Annotated in this window: 14 protein-coding genes; 10 read left to right on the top strand and 4 right to left on the bottom strand. The window is 62.7% G+C overall.

Annotated features, from left to right (window positions below; all coding sequences use genetic code 11):
* Positions 1-34 precede the first annotated feature (34 nt).
* From APH34_RS13410 to APH34_RS13400, 3 genes are all read left to right on the top strand, one after another.
* Positions 35-775, top strand: coding sequence for a response regulator (locus APH34_RS13410; protein ID WP_054901512.1), 741 nt, complete (start codon positions 35-37; stop codon positions 773-775).
* Complete coding sequence (locus APH34_RS13405; protein WP_054901511.1) at positions 772-2,055, top strand: HAMP domain-containing sensor histidine kinase; 1,284 nt, start codon at positions 772-774, stop codon at positions 2,053-2,055. The genes APH34_RS13410 and APH34_RS13405 overlap by 4 nt, the downstream gene beginning before the upstream one ends.
* A 209-nt stretch (positions 2,056-2,264) precedes the next feature.
* Positions 2,265-2,774, top strand: a complete 510-nt coding sequence (locus APH34_RS13400) for a DoxX family protein (protein ID WP_054901510.1) — start codon at positions 2,265-2,267, stop codon at positions 2,772-2,774.
* 52 nt (positions 2,775-2,826) lie between these two features.
* Here APH34_RS13400 and APH34_RS13395 read toward each other — a convergent pair whose 3' ends face one another.
* The 3 genes from APH34_RS13395 to APH34_RS13385 all read right to left on the bottom strand — a co-directional run bounded on the left by APH34_RS13395 (position 2,827) and on the right by APH34_RS13385 (position 6,948).
* Complete coding sequence (locus APH34_RS13395; RefSeq protein ID WP_054901509.1) at positions 2,827-3,378, bottom strand: DUF4174 domain-containing protein; 552 nt, start codon at positions 3,376-3,378, stop codon at positions 2,827-2,829.
* A gap of 215 nt (positions 3,379-3,593) precedes the next feature.
* Positions 3,594-5,954, bottom strand: coding sequence for a DNA polymerase II (locus APH34_RS13390; RefSeq protein WP_054901508.1), 2,361 nt, complete (start codon positions 5,952-5,954; stop codon positions 3,594-3,596).
* 73 nt (positions 5,955-6,027) lie between these two features.
* Positions 6,028-6,948, bottom strand: a complete 921-nt coding sequence (locus tag APH34_RS13385) for a LysR substrate-binding domain-containing protein (protein ID WP_054901507.1) — start codon at positions 6,946-6,948, stop codon at positions 6,028-6,030.
* Positions 6,949-7,109: 161 nt separating this feature from the next.
* Here APH34_RS13385 and APH34_RS13380 point away from each other — a divergent pair, with 161 nt between their 5' ends.
* The 7 genes from APH34_RS13380 (at position 7,110) to APH34_RS13350 (ending at position 12,510) form a co-directional block, all read left to right on the top strand.
* A complete protein-coding gene (locus APH34_RS13380) occupies positions 7,110-7,892 on the top strand; it encodes a YqcI/YcgG family protein (protein ID WP_054901506.1) in 783 nt (260 codons plus the stop codon).
* 2 nt (positions 7,893-7,894) lie between these two features.
* A complete protein-coding gene (locus tag APH34_RS13375; protein ID WP_054901505.1) occupies positions 7,895-8,521 on the top strand; it encodes a LysE family translocator in 627 nt (208 codons plus the stop codon).
* Between the two features lie 28 nt (positions 8,522-8,549).
* Complete coding sequence (locus tag APH34_RS13370; RefSeq protein ID WP_054901504.1) at positions 8,550-9,644, top strand: hypothetical protein; 1,095 nt, start codon at positions 8,550-8,552, stop codon at positions 9,642-9,644.
* Positions 9,645-9,800: 156 nt separating this feature from the next.
* Entirely contained in the window at positions 9,801-10,496 is a 696-nt protein-coding gene (locus APH34_RS13365) for a hypothetical protein (protein WP_054901612.1), read from the top strand.
* Positions 10,497-10,598: 102 nt separating this feature from the next.
* The gene (locus APH34_RS13360; RefSeq protein ID WP_054901503.1) at positions 10,599-11,300 is read left to right on the top strand and encodes an AzlC family ABC transporter permease; all 702 of its coding nucleotides are present in this window, start codon (positions 10,599-10,601) and stop codon (positions 11,298-11,300) included.
* Positions 11,297-11,611, top strand: coding sequence for an AzlD domain-containing protein (locus APH34_RS13355; RefSeq protein ID WP_054901502.1), 315 nt, complete (start codon positions 11,297-11,299; stop codon positions 11,609-11,611). Before APH34_RS13360 ends, APH34_RS13355 begins: the two co-directional genes overlap by 4 nt.
* Positions 11,608-12,510: an AraC family transcriptional regulator gene (locus tag APH34_RS13350; protein ID WP_054901501.1), complete on the top strand. Its 903-nt coding sequence runs from the start codon at positions 11,608-11,610 to the stop codon at positions 12,508-12,510. The genes APH34_RS13355 and APH34_RS13350 overlap by 4 nt, the downstream gene beginning before the upstream one ends.
* On the opposite strand, the gene dinB is transcribed toward APH34_RS13350, so the two are convergent.
* Positions 12,458-13,546, bottom strand: coding sequence for a DNA polymerase IV (gene dinB / locus APH34_RS13345; RefSeq protein ID WP_256215634.1), 1,089 nt, complete (start codon positions 13,544-13,546; stop codon positions 12,458-12,460). The two genes, APH34_RS13350 and dinB, sit on opposite strands and share 53 nt — an antisense overlap.
* Between the last annotated feature and the right edge of the window lie 208 nt (positions 13,547-13,754).

Below are 13,754 nucleotides of genomic sequence, written 5' to 3'. Positions count from 1 at the left end.
ACTGCGCCCACTCACCCCGCACAGGACCCCTGCGATGGAACATGTCGATCACATCCTGATCGTCGACGACGACCGCGAGATCCGCGAACTGGTCGGCAATTACCTGAAGAAGAACGGCCTGCGCACCAGCATCGTCGCCGATGGCCGACAGATGCGCGCTTTCCTCGAAGCCAACAGCGTCGACCTGATCGTCCTCGACATCATGATGCCGGGCGATGATGGCCTGCTGCTGTGCCGCGAACTGCGTGCCGGCAAGCATCGCAACACGCCGGTGCTCATGCTGACTGCACGCAATGACGAAACCGACCGCATCATTGGCCTGGAGATGGGGGCCGATGACTACCTCACCAAACCGTTCTCTGCCCGCGAACTGCTGGCGCGTATCAACGCGGTGCTGCGCCGCACCCGCATGCTGCCGCCCAACCTGACCATCAGTGAAAGCAGCCGCCTGCTCGGCTTTGGCCAATGGCGCCTGGACACCACCGCGCGCCACCTGCTCGACAGCGAAGGCACCCTGGTGGCTTTGAGCGGTGCCGAGTACCGCCTGTTACGGGTGTTTCTCGACCACCCGCAACGGGTGCTCAGCCGCGAGCAGTTGCTCAACCTGACCCAAGGGCGCGAAGCCGACATCTTCGACCGCTCCATCGACCTGCTGGTCAGCCGCCTGCGCCAGCGTTTGGGCGACGATGCCCGCGAACCGAGCTGCATCAAGACCGTCCGCAGCGAGGGCTATGTGTTTTCCCTGCCGGTACAACTGATCGAGTCGCCGTCATGAAATGGCCCCGCACCCTGGCTTCGCGCCTGGCGTTGATCTTTTTTACCGGGCTGGTGCTGGCCTATGGCTTGTCGTTCAGCCTGCAGGCCTATGAACGCTACATCAGCAGCCGCTCAATGATGCTCAGCAACCTGGAACTGGACGTTGCCACGTCGGTCGCCATCCTCGACCGGCTGCCCGCCGCCGAGCGTGCCAGCTGGCTGCCACGCCTGGAGCGGCGCACCTACCGCTATCAGCTCGATGACGGCCTGAGTGGGAACGCCATGCCGAGCAACGACCCGCCCATGGCCGCCGAGTCGATCGTCAAGGCCATCGGTGACCATTACCGGCTGACCTTCCAGGACATACCAGGGCCGAACGCGCGCTTTCAGGCACACCTTCGCCTGGCCGATGGCGCGCCGCTGACCATCGACGTTACCCCCGCCACCGTGCCAGTCGCCCGCTGGCTGCCGCTGGTGCTGCTGATCCAGCTGGCCGTGCTGTTGTTCTGCACTTGGCTAGCGGTGCGTCTGGCTATCGGCCCGCTGACCCGCCTGGTGCAGGCGGTCGATGCGCTTGACCCGGACAAACCCGGCAAACTGCTGGACGAAAGTGGGCCACGCGAAGTGAAATACGCCGCCGTTGCGTTCAATGCTCTGCAGGCACGCATCGCCGCGTACCTCAAGGAGCGCATGCAATTGCTGGCGGCAATTTCCCACGACTTGCAAACGCCGATCACACGCATGAAGCTGCGGGTCGAGGTGATGGACGAGGGCGTTGAGAAAGACAAACTGTGGCACGACCTGGATGCCATGGAACACCTGGTTCGCGAAGGTGTGGCCTATGCCCGCAGCATGGACATCAACACCGAACCTGCGTGCCGGATCAACCTGGATGCCTTCCTTGACAGTGTGGTTTTCGACTACCAGGACAGCGGTGCTCAGGTCGAGCGCCATGGCAGCACTGGCGGCTTGCTGGAAACCCGCCCCCATGCGCTACGCAGGGTGTTGGTCAACCTGGTGGACAATGCCCTCAAGTTCGCCGGCAAGGCGCAACTGGAGGTAAGCCGTGAACACGGCCGTACGTTGATCAGGGTGCTGGATGAAGGCCCGGGAATCCCCGCTGAAGAACTCAACGAAGTGCTCAAGCCATTCCACCGGGTGGAAAGCTCGCGCAATCGCAGCACCGGGGGCACCGGGCTGGGGCTGGCCATCGCCCAGCAATTGACCCAAGCCATGGGCGGGCGCTTGACCTTGAGCAATCGTCCGAGCGGCGGGCTGTGCGCGCAGATCGAGCTTTAGCGATACGCCACTGAAGCCAGCGCGGCAGGCCGGCCTGACCTGCCGCTCGCGCCCCCGCCCCTACAGTGCGATACACAATCGAGCCTGAACCGACACACTGCAGATACCCTCGCCGCACACACTCCCGGTCGCACAACGGCAGTTCGGGAATGCTGCGTTTCCCGATCGCCGTTTGGTATCCATCGGCCTTCCTTGCGACGAGAACTTACATGATCACTCTGAACCGCGCCTTCACCACGTTTGACCGTTTCGGCAGCTGGAGCGCCGACTTGCCGCTGCGGCTGTTCCTGGCCTGGGAGTTCTTCGAGTCGGGCCTTGAGAAATTCAACGGCAGCAACTGGTTCGGCGATTTGCAGTCAAGCTTTCCGTTCCCCTTCAACGTGCTGCCCGCCGAACTGAACTGGCAGCTGTCGATGTGGGCTGAACTGCTGTTGCCGTTGCTGCTGCTACTGGGCCTGGGCACGCGTCTGGCGTCAGCGGGGCTGATGGTGGTGACGGTGGTGGCAATTGCCGCGGTACATTGGCCAGCACAGTGGTCAAGCCTCGCCGACCTGGCGCAGGGCTACGCCATCACCGACCGTGGCTTCGGCAACTTCAAACTGCCACTGATTTACCTGGTGGCGCTGCTGCCCCTGTTGCTCAAAGGCGCAGGACGCTTGAGCCTCGATCACTGGCTCACGGCCAGCTACCGGCCGGTTGCAGGTGCCCACCGCGTATAACGCACCTGCAATCGCGGGTCACGGTAAAGCCGCCACAGCGTTGGCCGGCCTGTCAGTCGTCCAACGGTTTGGGCGGCGCCGCCGGTTTGGCCGGCTTGGCAGGCTTGCTGTCCTTAGGTTTGGCTTCAGGGGCCGCCGCCACGGGCTCAGGGGCGGTCACGGCCTTTTCGGTAGCGGGTAGCGCATCGACCGCCTTGAGGATGGCTTGTGGGTCGATCTTCTCACCGGTTTCGTCATCCTTGAGCATATGCCGCTCGCCATCCTTGCCCACCAGGATCACCTTGGTCCCTTTGCTCGCACCGAGCTTGAGCTCACGGATCAGCGCCATCGTGGTCTGCTGCTCGAGGTTCTTGTCCTCACGCTTGCCCATCATGTTGGCGACACTGTAAAGCACCAGGCCGCGCTCTTTGAAAGCGGCCTGCGTGGTAGGGTCCTTCATGGCCTCGTTCAGCCCCCGCAGGGTCGGGTCGGCTGAACTGGGGGCAATGATCACCAAGGGCCGAGCCTTGCCCAGCTCCTTGGCCAGAGGCGCGTCGCTGTCGGCGGCGAACAGGGGGCCGGTGACAGCGAGCAAGGTGGCGAGGGTCAGTGACCGAACGAGCATGCGCATCTCCTTATTGTCTCGATAAACCAATGACTACAGATCACGGAGAAAAATCCGACCTGGAGCCTAAACCACTTCGCGCGACAGAGGGCCCAGGAAAAGTAACTTGCGGTTTCCAGCGCAGCCAAACAGGCTTGCAGCCCTGACGCAGACAGCCCACATCCTTGTCTGAGCATAGTCCAAAGCCACTGGAGGCAAGCAAGCTGCGAGCTGGCCTAGAACAACAGCAATTGGCGGTCCGTCAGCGCTGCGAAATCATCACCGACGAAGGGCAGGATGGCATCAGCCACCGGTTGCAGCTGGCGGCTGATGTAGTGCTCGTAGTCGATCGGCGATTGCAGGTTTTCCAGCGGTTCAGGGCCTGCCGTGGTGATGATGTAGCTGATCCAGCCGCCATTCTGGTATTGCCGGGCACGCCCCAGGCGGACGTTGTACTCGTCGGCCAGGCGTGCCGCGCGCACATGGGGTGGGACATTGCGTTGGTAATCGGCCAACGGGCGGCGCAGGCGCTTGCGGTAGATCAGCAATTGATCCTGCTCACCGGCCAGGGTCTGCTGTACGAAGGTGCGCAGGTAATCGCGATAGGGTTGGCCGCGAAAGATCCGCCCGTACAGGGCTTGCTGGAAGTCCCGGGCCAATGGCGACCAATCGGTACGCACCGACTCCAGGCCTTTGTACACGACATCCTCAGACCCATCCGCACGTTGCACCAAGCCTGCGTAGCGTTTCTTGCTGCCCTCATCGGCACCGCGAATGGTCGGCATCAGGAAGCGTCGGTAATGGGTTTCGAACTGCAACTCCAGGGCGCATTCCAGCCCCAGGGTCTGGCGCAGGTGCTGGCGCCACCACTGGTTGACTTCAGCGACCAGCTCGCGGCCGATGCTGGCCGCCGCCTCTTCGCTGTGCGCCCCCTTGAGCCAGACGAACGTGGAGTCGGTATCGCCGTAGATCACATCAAAACCCCGTGCCTCGATCAGCGCGCGGGTCTGGCGCATGATCTGGTGGCCGCGCAGGGTGATCGAGGAAGCCAGACGCGGGTCGAAGAAGCGACAGCCGCTCGAGCCGAGCACACCGTAGAACGCATTCATGATGATCTTCAGTGCCTGCGACAGCGGTGCATTACCCTCTCGCTTGGCCGCTTCCCTGCCCTGCCATACACGCTCGACGATCGCCGGCAGGCAGTGCTGGCTGCGTGAAAACCGCCCGCCGCGAAAGCCCTCCACCGAAAGGCTGTCGTCCGGCTGGCGCAAACCCTCGACCAGGCCAACTGGGTCAATCAGGAAGGTACGGATGATCGAGGGGTACAGGCTTTTGTAGTCCAGCACCAGTACCGAGTCATACAGCCCCGGGCGCGAGTCCATGACAAAGCCGCCGGGGCTGGCGTCACCGGGGCGGCTGCCCAGGTTCGGCGCCACATAACCCAGGCGGTGCATGTGCGGAATGTACAGATGGCAGAACGCAGCCACCGAGCCGCCGCTGCGGTCCACCGCCAGCCCGGTCACAGACGCACGCTCGAGCAGGAACTCCAGCAGCCGGGTGTGGGCGAAAATACGCGTCACCAACTCACAGTCCTTGAGGTTGTAACGTGCAAGCGAAGGCTTGTCCTGGGCGAACATGCGGTTGATCTCGTCCATGCGCTGGTAGGGCGTATCGATCGCCTTGCCCTCCCCCAACAAGGTCTGGGCGACGTTCTCCAGGCTGAAGGAGGGGAAGCTCCAGGTGGCAGAGCGCAACGCCTCGATGCCATCGATCAGCAGCCTGCCTGGCGCATCGGCGAATACATGACCACGGTTGGCGTGGCTGCGTACGGTCATGACCGCGCCATTGCGCCCTAATGCCAGCGGCACCTGCAACTGCCTGGCATGCTCATGCAACAGGCGCAGGTCGAACTGCACAAGGTTCCAACCAATGATGGCGTCCGGGTCATGCTTGGCCAGCCATTGGTTGAGGCAGACCAGCAGCATGGCGCGGTCGTCGCAGTATTGCAGGTCGAAATCCAGGTCACCCGCCTGGCCATTGCTGGGCCCCAGCATATACACCTGGCGTTGGCCGCAGCCCTCCAGGGCAATGCTGTAGAGCTCACCGCGCTCGCTGGTTTCGATATCCAGCGATACCAACCTCAACGGCGGGCGATAGCCCTGCGCAGGTTTGAGCTGGGCATCGCACAGCACTCCCTGGGCGTCAGGCCGGCCGGTGAACTGCACCGCCGCCGTGATGAAGCGCTCCATCAGGTACCGCTCGGGTGGACGGATATCGGCTTCCAGCACATCGATGCCGGCAGCGCGCAGGCGCTGCTCCACCTGCAGCAGGTGCCGATGCTGGCGACAGTACATCCCTGCGACAGGCCGCTGGTCAAAATCACGCAGTTGCAGGGGCCTGAGCTCGACGCCCACATCGCCCGCCAGCAACAGCCGGGCATGTTCGGCCTGGGCCTGCGGGATGAACGCCACCGACGCCTGGGGTGCCAGGCGCACAAGTCGCGGCCCCTGATCGGTGGCCAGCCAGAACTCTACGCACGTCCCTTCGGGCGTGTCATGCCAATGCCGGGTCAGGACAAAGCCCTGCTGCAACTCCACTGCGATGTCCTCGATGCCACCGATCTGTCGAATGGGGCAATTCTACCCCTCACAGCGGTGCCTGTGGGGGGGGTCAACCGTACAGGTAGTGGATGTCCTTGTAGGTCAGCGGTGGCACCTGGCCGACCAGAAAATCACGCAGCTTGTGCATCTGTCGTGCCTTGGGGCTGGCCTTGAGCCAGGTCATGTAGTAACCGTCACCGGTGGCCACCGCATGTTTGAATGGTGTGCTAAGGCGCCCGGCCGCCAGGTCGGTGCTGGCCAGCACCAGGTCGACTACCGAAATGCCCAGGCCCTGCTGCGCCGCCGAGATACCTTGGTCAAGGGTATCGAACACCTGCCCTTGGTCGATGCTGATGTCCAGCGCATCCATGCGCGCCAGCCAGCGCCGCCAATCGCGCCGGTCCGGTGACGGATGGAGGAACTCGCACTGGCGCAGGTCGCCCAGTTGCGCAGGCTCATGCTGCATGTAATCCGGGTGGCACACCGGGATCAGCCATTCATCGAACAACTTGAAACTCTCGACATCAGCGGGGAAGCGGCCGTTAGCCAGCAGGATCGCGCAATCGTAGGGCTCGGAATAGAAATCCACCGAGTCAATGTCCATCCACACGCTCGACAGCTGCACGCTGCAGCTGTCGTCGATCTTCTTGAAGGCGTCCAGGGCCCGCAGGAGCCAGCGCACCGTGAGCGTCGAAGGCGCCTTCAGACGCAGCCCGTAACGGTCCTGACGCAACAGCGCGCAGGCGTTCTCGATGATCTTGAAGCCGACCTTCAGCTCCTGGGCCAGCAAACGCCCGTGTTCGGTCAAGCTCAGTTTGGGGCCGCGACGTTCGAACAGGTCACAGCCAAACATGGCTTCCAGGGTCTTGATGTGATGGCTGACTGCACCTTGGGTCAGTGCCAGTTCCTCGGCCGCGCGGGTGAACGAGCCGTAACGCGAGGCCACCTCGAAGGCACGCAACGCGTGCAAAGCCTGAATCCGTTCCGACATGGCGCCTCCGAAGCATGAGTAAGACTAATAGTAGGTCATAGTTCCACGCGTTTTACAACGTTAAGTACGTCTCAGAAAATGCAGGTAAATAACAAAGATAAACACCTGAACCTGCCTGCATATGAGTTGAACTTCCACTTAACTAAACGCCTGGGGAAATCATGTTTACGGGTTATGGAAACTGCTATCGCCTGGATGCGCTAGAGCTGGCCGCTGAACATGTCCGGAACACGCAACACTGGACGCACAAAACCATAGAACACTTTCGTGGGATTCTTGCCAACCCCGACTTCCCATGCCTGTTCGGGCGCAAGGCGGTGGCCGGCCAATCCTGCCACATTCTCTTCGCCCGGGCCGAGCAACTGGCCGACGACATCGCCCAAGGGCTGGCGGACTACGTACGTACCATCGCCACGGTGCCCGTCAAGCAGCGCATCGGCAGCCCGTTGGTGGTGTTCCTCGAGACCCATGCCGACAGCAGCCTCGCCGACCAGCAGGCGCTGGCCTGGAAGGTGCTGCGCGGCGTACATGCCCGCGACCCGCAGCCCTGGCCGCAAGCGATACCCACCGACCCCGACGACAGCGGCTGGTCATTCTGCTACGCCGGCATGCCGTTGTTCATCAACATGAACTTCCCTGGCCACCAGATGATGAAGAGCCGCAACCTGGGCAACCACATCACCTTCGTCATCAACCCGCGGGAGAACTTCGACGAGGTCGCCAACGCCGGCACCGAAAGTGGCAAGCGCATTCGTGCGCGCATCCGCGATCGCGTGCGCCACTACAACGACGGCGTCATGCCCGACAGCCTGGGGTTCTTCGGCGAGCAAGACAACTTCGAATGGAAGCAGTACCAACTGCAGGAAGCAGGCTCGCTGAACCCATCGCGCTGCCCCTTCCATGCCCACACCAACGCAACACCCGACACACTGATCGAGAACTGACCGTGAATACCGCCCTGACTGCAACCTACGCCCTCACCGTCCTGCTACTGATTGCCACGCCCGGCCCGGTGGTCGCCCTGATCGTCAACACCGCCGCGGCCTCCGGGTCGCGCAAGGCCATGTTCACTGCCGTCGGCACCAACTGGGCATCGTTGGTGCTGATCGGCGCCGCCGCCTGGGTCATCCTGACCAGCGCGGCCATCGACAAGGCCTGGCTCAGCGGCATGAGCCTGCTCGGTTGCCTGTTCATCGGCTACATCGCCGTGGGGACCTTGCGCGAATGCCTGCAGGCGCCTGCCGCGCAGGATGTGGAGCAGGCGCCGAAGGCCGGCCGCGGGGGGCTGTGGCAAGGCTTCATGGTGGGTATTTCCAACCCCAAGGACATCATCTTCTTCATCGCCTTCTTCCCGCAGTTCATCCAGATCACCGAGTCGTTCGGCAAAAGCATGGTGGTCTTGTCGCTGCTCTGGGTGGCCATCGATTTCGCCGTGCTCAGCCTGTACATCTTCGCCATCGGCAAAATTGCCTCGCACCGCAGCAACCGCATGATTTCCCTGGCCTCCGGGGTTGCCCTGCTGCTGATCGCCGTGGGCGGCCTGGCCTACAACATCAAGGAGCTGGCGGGCTGAGGCCAGGCCAGACGCAACGGGAGCGCCCATGACATCGAATGACACCGCCGCACACGTCCAGGGCCACCCTTCGCCGCTGCAACAGGACTACCAGCGCTTCCTGCAACTGGGCAACCGCCGCGCGCCCCACACCCTGCATGTGCACGAGAGTGGCTACCGCTCCGGCACCATCAATACCGACGCCCTCGGCCTGCGCTACAGCCATTGCGCCGGCAAGCGTTTTTCGGCAGCCGAGCGCGGCGGTAGCGGGCGTGTCAACCTGCTGGTTGGCGGCTCGACCGCGCTGGGCATCGGTGCCAGTTGCGATGAGCACACAGTGGCCTCGCACTTGTCGATGCTGACGGGCGAAGTGTGGCTGAGCCTGGCTGGCTGCGGCCTCAATGCCAGCCAGGAGCTCCTGCTATTCCTGACGCATCAGCACCGCTTTGGCGAGGTCGGCCACGTGGTGGTACTCAGCGGCCTGAATACCTTGGCCCATGAAGCACTTGGCGAGGTCCTGACCAGCCCGCAGGGCCCACAGCACGCCAAGGCTTATCAGGACTACCTCAACAGTTTCAACGAAGGCATGGGACCGATCGCCCCGCAACGCCGCGAATCGCTCTGGGACCGCCTGGGCAAGGCGTTGGCCCCCAGGCGTCAGGAGGTAGCGCCTGCCTGGCCGCTGTCGGCCCCGGAAAAACGCCTGGCACGTGCGGCCGACACCATTGGCCGCAGTTTGCGCCAGTGGGAGCGCATGCTGGCGGACAGCCACGCCACACTGACCTTCATCCTGCAGCCCTTGCTGCCCTGGTGCCGCGAAAACCTGCCAGCCGGCGAACAAGCGATGCTCGCTGCACTGCAACTGCAACCGGCAAACTTCGACCGCCTGCTGCAAGGCACCTTCGACAGCCAATTGCACATGGCCTTCTTTCGGCGCATCAAGAGCCAGGCAGACCCGGTGCCGTGCTACGACATGAACAGCATGCTCAGCAGCTCCCCGGTGTTCGGCGCCGATCTGTTCATCGACCGCTTGCACCTCAACGACCTGGGTAACAATGCCTTGGCCAAGGTAATCACCGCCAAGCTTGGCCTTGCCCAGGAAAAACATGCCCAGCGCAAGGTCACACCGATCAAGCTGGTCTGACAATGCTGCAACGGCCTTTCGGTCAGACCGCTCGCTTGGCTAGAATAGGCTGTCGTTCCGATTCGCCAGAGGCGTACGTGTACTTGTCATGAACACCCAAGCCGTCCATCAGTACCTGTTTGCCTTGCGTGGCTGTTGCACCTGCGAGGCCTGCCTGTGAGCCGCCCCGTTCGCGTGCCTGCGCTGCTGCTCAGCCTGCTTCCCTTCGCCGCCCACGCACTTGACGTGCGCATCGACCCACATGCCGACCTGCTCTACCGCCAGGCATTGCCACTGCTGGAACAAGCTGACAATCAGGACGACAGTGCCAGCACCCTGCGCACGGCCATTGGTGGCGACCCAGAACTCAATCGCCAGGGCCAGGCGCTGGCCCGCACGTTGCCGACGGCGGTGGCGCTTCTGAAGAAGTCGGTCGAGCTCGGCCACCCTGTTGCCCAATACCGCTTGGCGCTGTACTACACGACCTACCTGCCGGCAGCGCAAATCGCCGATGCCGCCTGCCCGTTGCTGGAGTCGAGCCTCAACCAGGGCTTTGCCCCACCGGCGACGGCAATCGCCACCTGGTGCCAGCCCTATAACGCCAGCCCCGCCTACCGCGAAGCGCTCGAAGCGATCCCGAGCATGGCCACGCTGTATGCTTCCTACTACCCGCAACCCGCCGCTCGGCTGTCCTGCAGCCGTAGCCAGCCACAAGGGCTGGAAATGCAGTGGGGACGCCAGCGCGACTATCAGGCCGAGGTGTATCGGCTTCTGGGCGACCTTGACCCGCAGCATCGCCGAGACCTGTTGCAAAAGGCCGTGGAAATCAATGGTTGTGCGGCCGCGCAGCAGCGGTTGACCAGCCAACGCTAACCGGCACCGGGGTCGGCGGGCAGCAAACCAGCAAGATCGTTCAAGCCAGCCACCCTCACGCTCTGGCATGCTGGTCTACCGAACAACAGTGTTAGCCCGCTCATGCCAAGCCGCACACCCATTGCCCGCCAAGCCTTCCTTCACGGCGCCATCGCCATTTTGCCGTTATCCCTGGCGGTCGCCCCTTGGGGCCTGCTGGCGGGGTCCATGGCCATCGAGGCCAACCTCAGCGCCTGGGAGGGCCAGGGGCTCTCGGCCATCGTCTTCGCGGGCGCCGCGCAGTTGGTGGCCATCGGCATGCTTAAAGGCGGCGCCAACCTGCTGTCGATCCTGCTGACCACACTGCTGCTGACTTCGCAGCACCTGCTTTACGGCTTGTCCATGCGCCCGTTGCTGTCCAGGCAGCCCTTGCGCTGGCGGCTCGGCCTGGGGTTTCTGCTGACCGACGAGTTCTTTGCCCTCACCAGCCACCATGACCAACAGCAGTTCAATCGCTGGTACGCCCTAGGCGTCGGCCTTACGTTCTACGTAGCCTGGAACCTGTTTACCCTGGCTGGCATCGTGCTAGGCCAGAACATTCCGCACCTCGACCAGTTGGGCCTGGACTTTTCCATTGTCGCCACCTTCGTTGCACTGATCGCGCCCTTGGTGCGCACCCTCCCCACGGTGGTGTGCGTCGCGGTGTCGCTGTTTTGCTCGGTTCTGTTCAGCTACTGGCACTGGGAAACCGCGCTGGTGGCGGCCGGCCTGCTCGGCATGGCGGCCGGTTTCATCTGTCAGAAATGCTCTGGAGGCCGTGCATGACCTGGCTGCTGATCTTCGCCATGGGCGCCGTGGTGTTCCTCAACCGCTACGCCTTCCTTGAACCGCGCCTGCCGTTACGCCTGAGTTCCAATGCACGCCAGTTCCTCGGATTCGCGGTACCTGGCATGCTCACCGCCATCTGCGGGCCGATCATTTTCCTGCCGGGCCACCAACTGGACCTGAGCCTGCTCAACCCTTACCTGCTGGGCGCTGGGGTAGCCGTGGCACTGGTGCTGTTGACCCGCAGTGTATTGCTGAGCATGCTGGTGAGCATGTTGATCTTCTTCCTGCTGCGCAGCTGGCTGGCATGAGCACGCCCCTGCGCGAACAAACCCATCTGTGGCAGGCGCCGGCTCTGGGCGATGTCGAGATGCTGCATGCGCGCTACTTTCAGCAGCGCTTCGCCCCGCATGTGCACGAGGGCTTCGTCTTCACCGTGATCGAGTCTGGCGCCCAGCGCTTCTGGCACCGCGGCAGCGAGCACCTGGCACCGGTGGGCAGCATGGTGCTGATCAACCCCGACGAACTGCATACCGGCGCCACGGCCCATGAAGCGGGCTGGCGTTATCGCGGTTTCTATCCTGAGCACGAGCGGGTTACCGGGGTGCTGGATGAACTGGAGCTGAGTCGGCATGGCATGCCGCATTTCAAGGACAGCGTGATTCAGGACCCCACGCTGGCGGTTGCTTTCAGCCAGTTGCACCAGTTGTCGGAGTCCGGCGCGAGCGCCCTGGAGCAGCAAACGGCTTGGCGCCAGGCCGTGCTGGCCTTGGTGCAACGTCATGGGCAATGCGCCGAGCCGTCGGCGCCTGGCCATGAGCCCCTCGCCGTGGCCCGTGCCCGTGAACTGCTGGAAAGCCAATTGGCCGACCCGCCCTCGCTCGAAGCGCTGGCGGCGGCAGTCAACCTGTCGCCATTCCACTTCGCCCGGGTGTTTCGCCAGGCCACCGGCCTGCCGCCGCACGCCTGGCTGAAGCAGCGGCGCCTGGCCCGCGCCCGGGAAATGCTGAAGAGCGGCCTGGCCGCTTCGGAGGTGGCGTTCGACCTGGGTTTTGCAGACCAGAGCCATTTGAGCCGGCAGTTCAAGCAAGCCTATGGGGTGACACCGGGGGCGTATCGGCAGGCATGCGTCCATTCGGTCGTGCCTGGCCCACTCTTCACAGGGCCAACTCCAGTTGCAAGAGGTCCGAATGATTTCGTCGAATCCTGACGGCAATACCGACCAGTCGCACTGCCCGCCCTTGCCGTTTGGTGTTCCAAAGCATACGGCACAGGCCTTGAATGACGTTCGGCTCCAACGCCAAGGCAGGTGCCTCGGCGCTGGCAATGGAAAAATCGGAAAACTTGAGTTTGACCTGGTTCCTGACTATGCGGGGCACGCTGCCAAGCGCGTTCAGGCGTCCAGCTAAGGTCGCCAGCAATTCATCCAGTTGCCTGGCACAGCAGGCAAAGTCAGTGCAGTCGCTGGGCAGCGTATGCTCGACACCCAGTGACTGGACACTCCCAGGCTTCCCTTCGTAGCCCTCCTGGCCCCGACAACGCTCCCATACATAGAAGCCGTGCGCCCCAAGCTGGCGCAGCAGTGCCGGGATCATTTCGTCAGTGACATCAGCACAAGTGCTGCAGCCCATGGCCTGCAGCACAGCCCAGGTCTTGGGCCCTACCCCGGGAATCTTGCGAACGTCCATGTTCGCAAGAAAGGACTGCACCTGATTCGGCGCCACAACACACTGGCCATTGGGTTTGTTCACTTCCGAAGCCATTTTCGCCAGATACTTCAAAGGTGCGATACCTGCCGAAGCCGTCAACTTCAGCTCCTGTTCGATTGTATTGCGGATCCGACTCGCCATCAGCGTCGCCGAGCCGTTGCAATGCACCTGCCCTGTAACATCCAGTGTGGCCTCGTCCAGCGAGAGAAACTCAACATTCGGGTCATAACGGCGAAAGATGCTGTCCAGCCGGCGTGTCACCGCTTCATAGCGTTCGAATCGCACCGGTAACAGCACCAACTCCGGGCATAGCCGCTGCGCAGTTGCGGTTGCCATCCCACTTCTGACACCAAACTGCCTGGCTATGTAGTTGGATGTGCTGATCACCCCGCGGTCCATCGCTCTGCCGCCCACGGCAACTGGCCGTTCGCGCAGCCACGGCGCATCCAGCAACTCGACGGCGACGAAGTAGGAATCCATATCGACATGAATGAACTTGCTGTTCGGGCCCGAGGGTGATTTTGCGTTTTCAGTCAAACACGAATACCCCTAGCGAGGCCGAGCCATCCGAATTACGAACGGTATGTACCCCTTGAATGTGTGGGGCGAATACAGCTGTGAAGCGTGCGCTGATCTGCTTGTGTAATTTGACTGACGTGGCGGCATTGTTTGAATTTGCCTGTGCTTGGCTCGGGCAACAACAATCTAAGGCTCATTCAGGATCGTGCTCAACTTGTAAGTTGTA

The sequence above is a fragment of the Pseudomonas sp. NBRC 111131 genome, assembly GCF_001320525.1.
GTDB classification, from domain to species: Bacteria; Pseudomonadota; Gammaproteobacteria; order Pseudomonadales; family Pseudomonadaceae; genus Aquipseudomonas; species Aquipseudomonas ceruminis.
Note: the sequence above shows the minus strand (reverse complement) of the source record. Positions and strands in the feature narration are given on the sequence as shown.

Coding starts and splice junctions, on each gene's coding strand:
- APH34_RS13410 (WP_054901512.1), top strand. CDS start 35: ATGGAACATGTCGATCACATCCTGATCGTCGACGACGACCGCGAGATC.
- APH34_RS13405 (WP_054901511.1), top strand. CDS start 772: ATGAAATGGCCCCGCACCCTGGCTTCGCGCCTGGCGTTGATCTTTTTT.
- APH34_RS13400 (WP_054901510.1), top strand. CDS start 2,265: ATGATCACTCTGAACCGCGCCTTCACCACGTTTGACCGTTTCGGCAGC.
- APH34_RS13395 (WP_054901509.1), bottom strand. CDS start 3,378: ATGCTCGTTCGGTCACTGACCCTCGCCACCTTGCTCGCTGTCACCGGC.
- APH34_RS13385 (WP_054901507.1), bottom strand. CDS start 6,948: ATGTCGGAACGGATTCAGGCTTTGCACGCGTTGCGTGCCTTCGAGGTG.
- APH34_RS13380 (WP_054901506.1), top strand. CDS start 7,110: ATGTTTACGGGTTATGGAAACTGCTATCGCCTGGATGCGCTAGAGCTG.
- APH34_RS13370 (WP_054901504.1), top strand. CDS start 8,550: ATGACATCGAATGACACCGCCGCACACGTCCAGGGCCACCCTTCGCCG.
- APH34_RS13360 (WP_054901503.1), top strand. CDS start 10,599: ATGCCAAGCCGCACACCCATTGCCCGCCAAGCCTTCCTTCACGGCGCC.
- APH34_RS13355 (WP_054901502.1), top strand. CDS start 11,297: ATGACCTGGCTGCTGATCTTCGCCATGGGCGCCGTGGTGTTCCTCAAC.
- APH34_RS13350 (WP_054901501.1), top strand. CDS start 11,608: ATGAGCACGCCCCTGCGCGAACAAACCCATCTGTGGCAGGCGCCGGCT.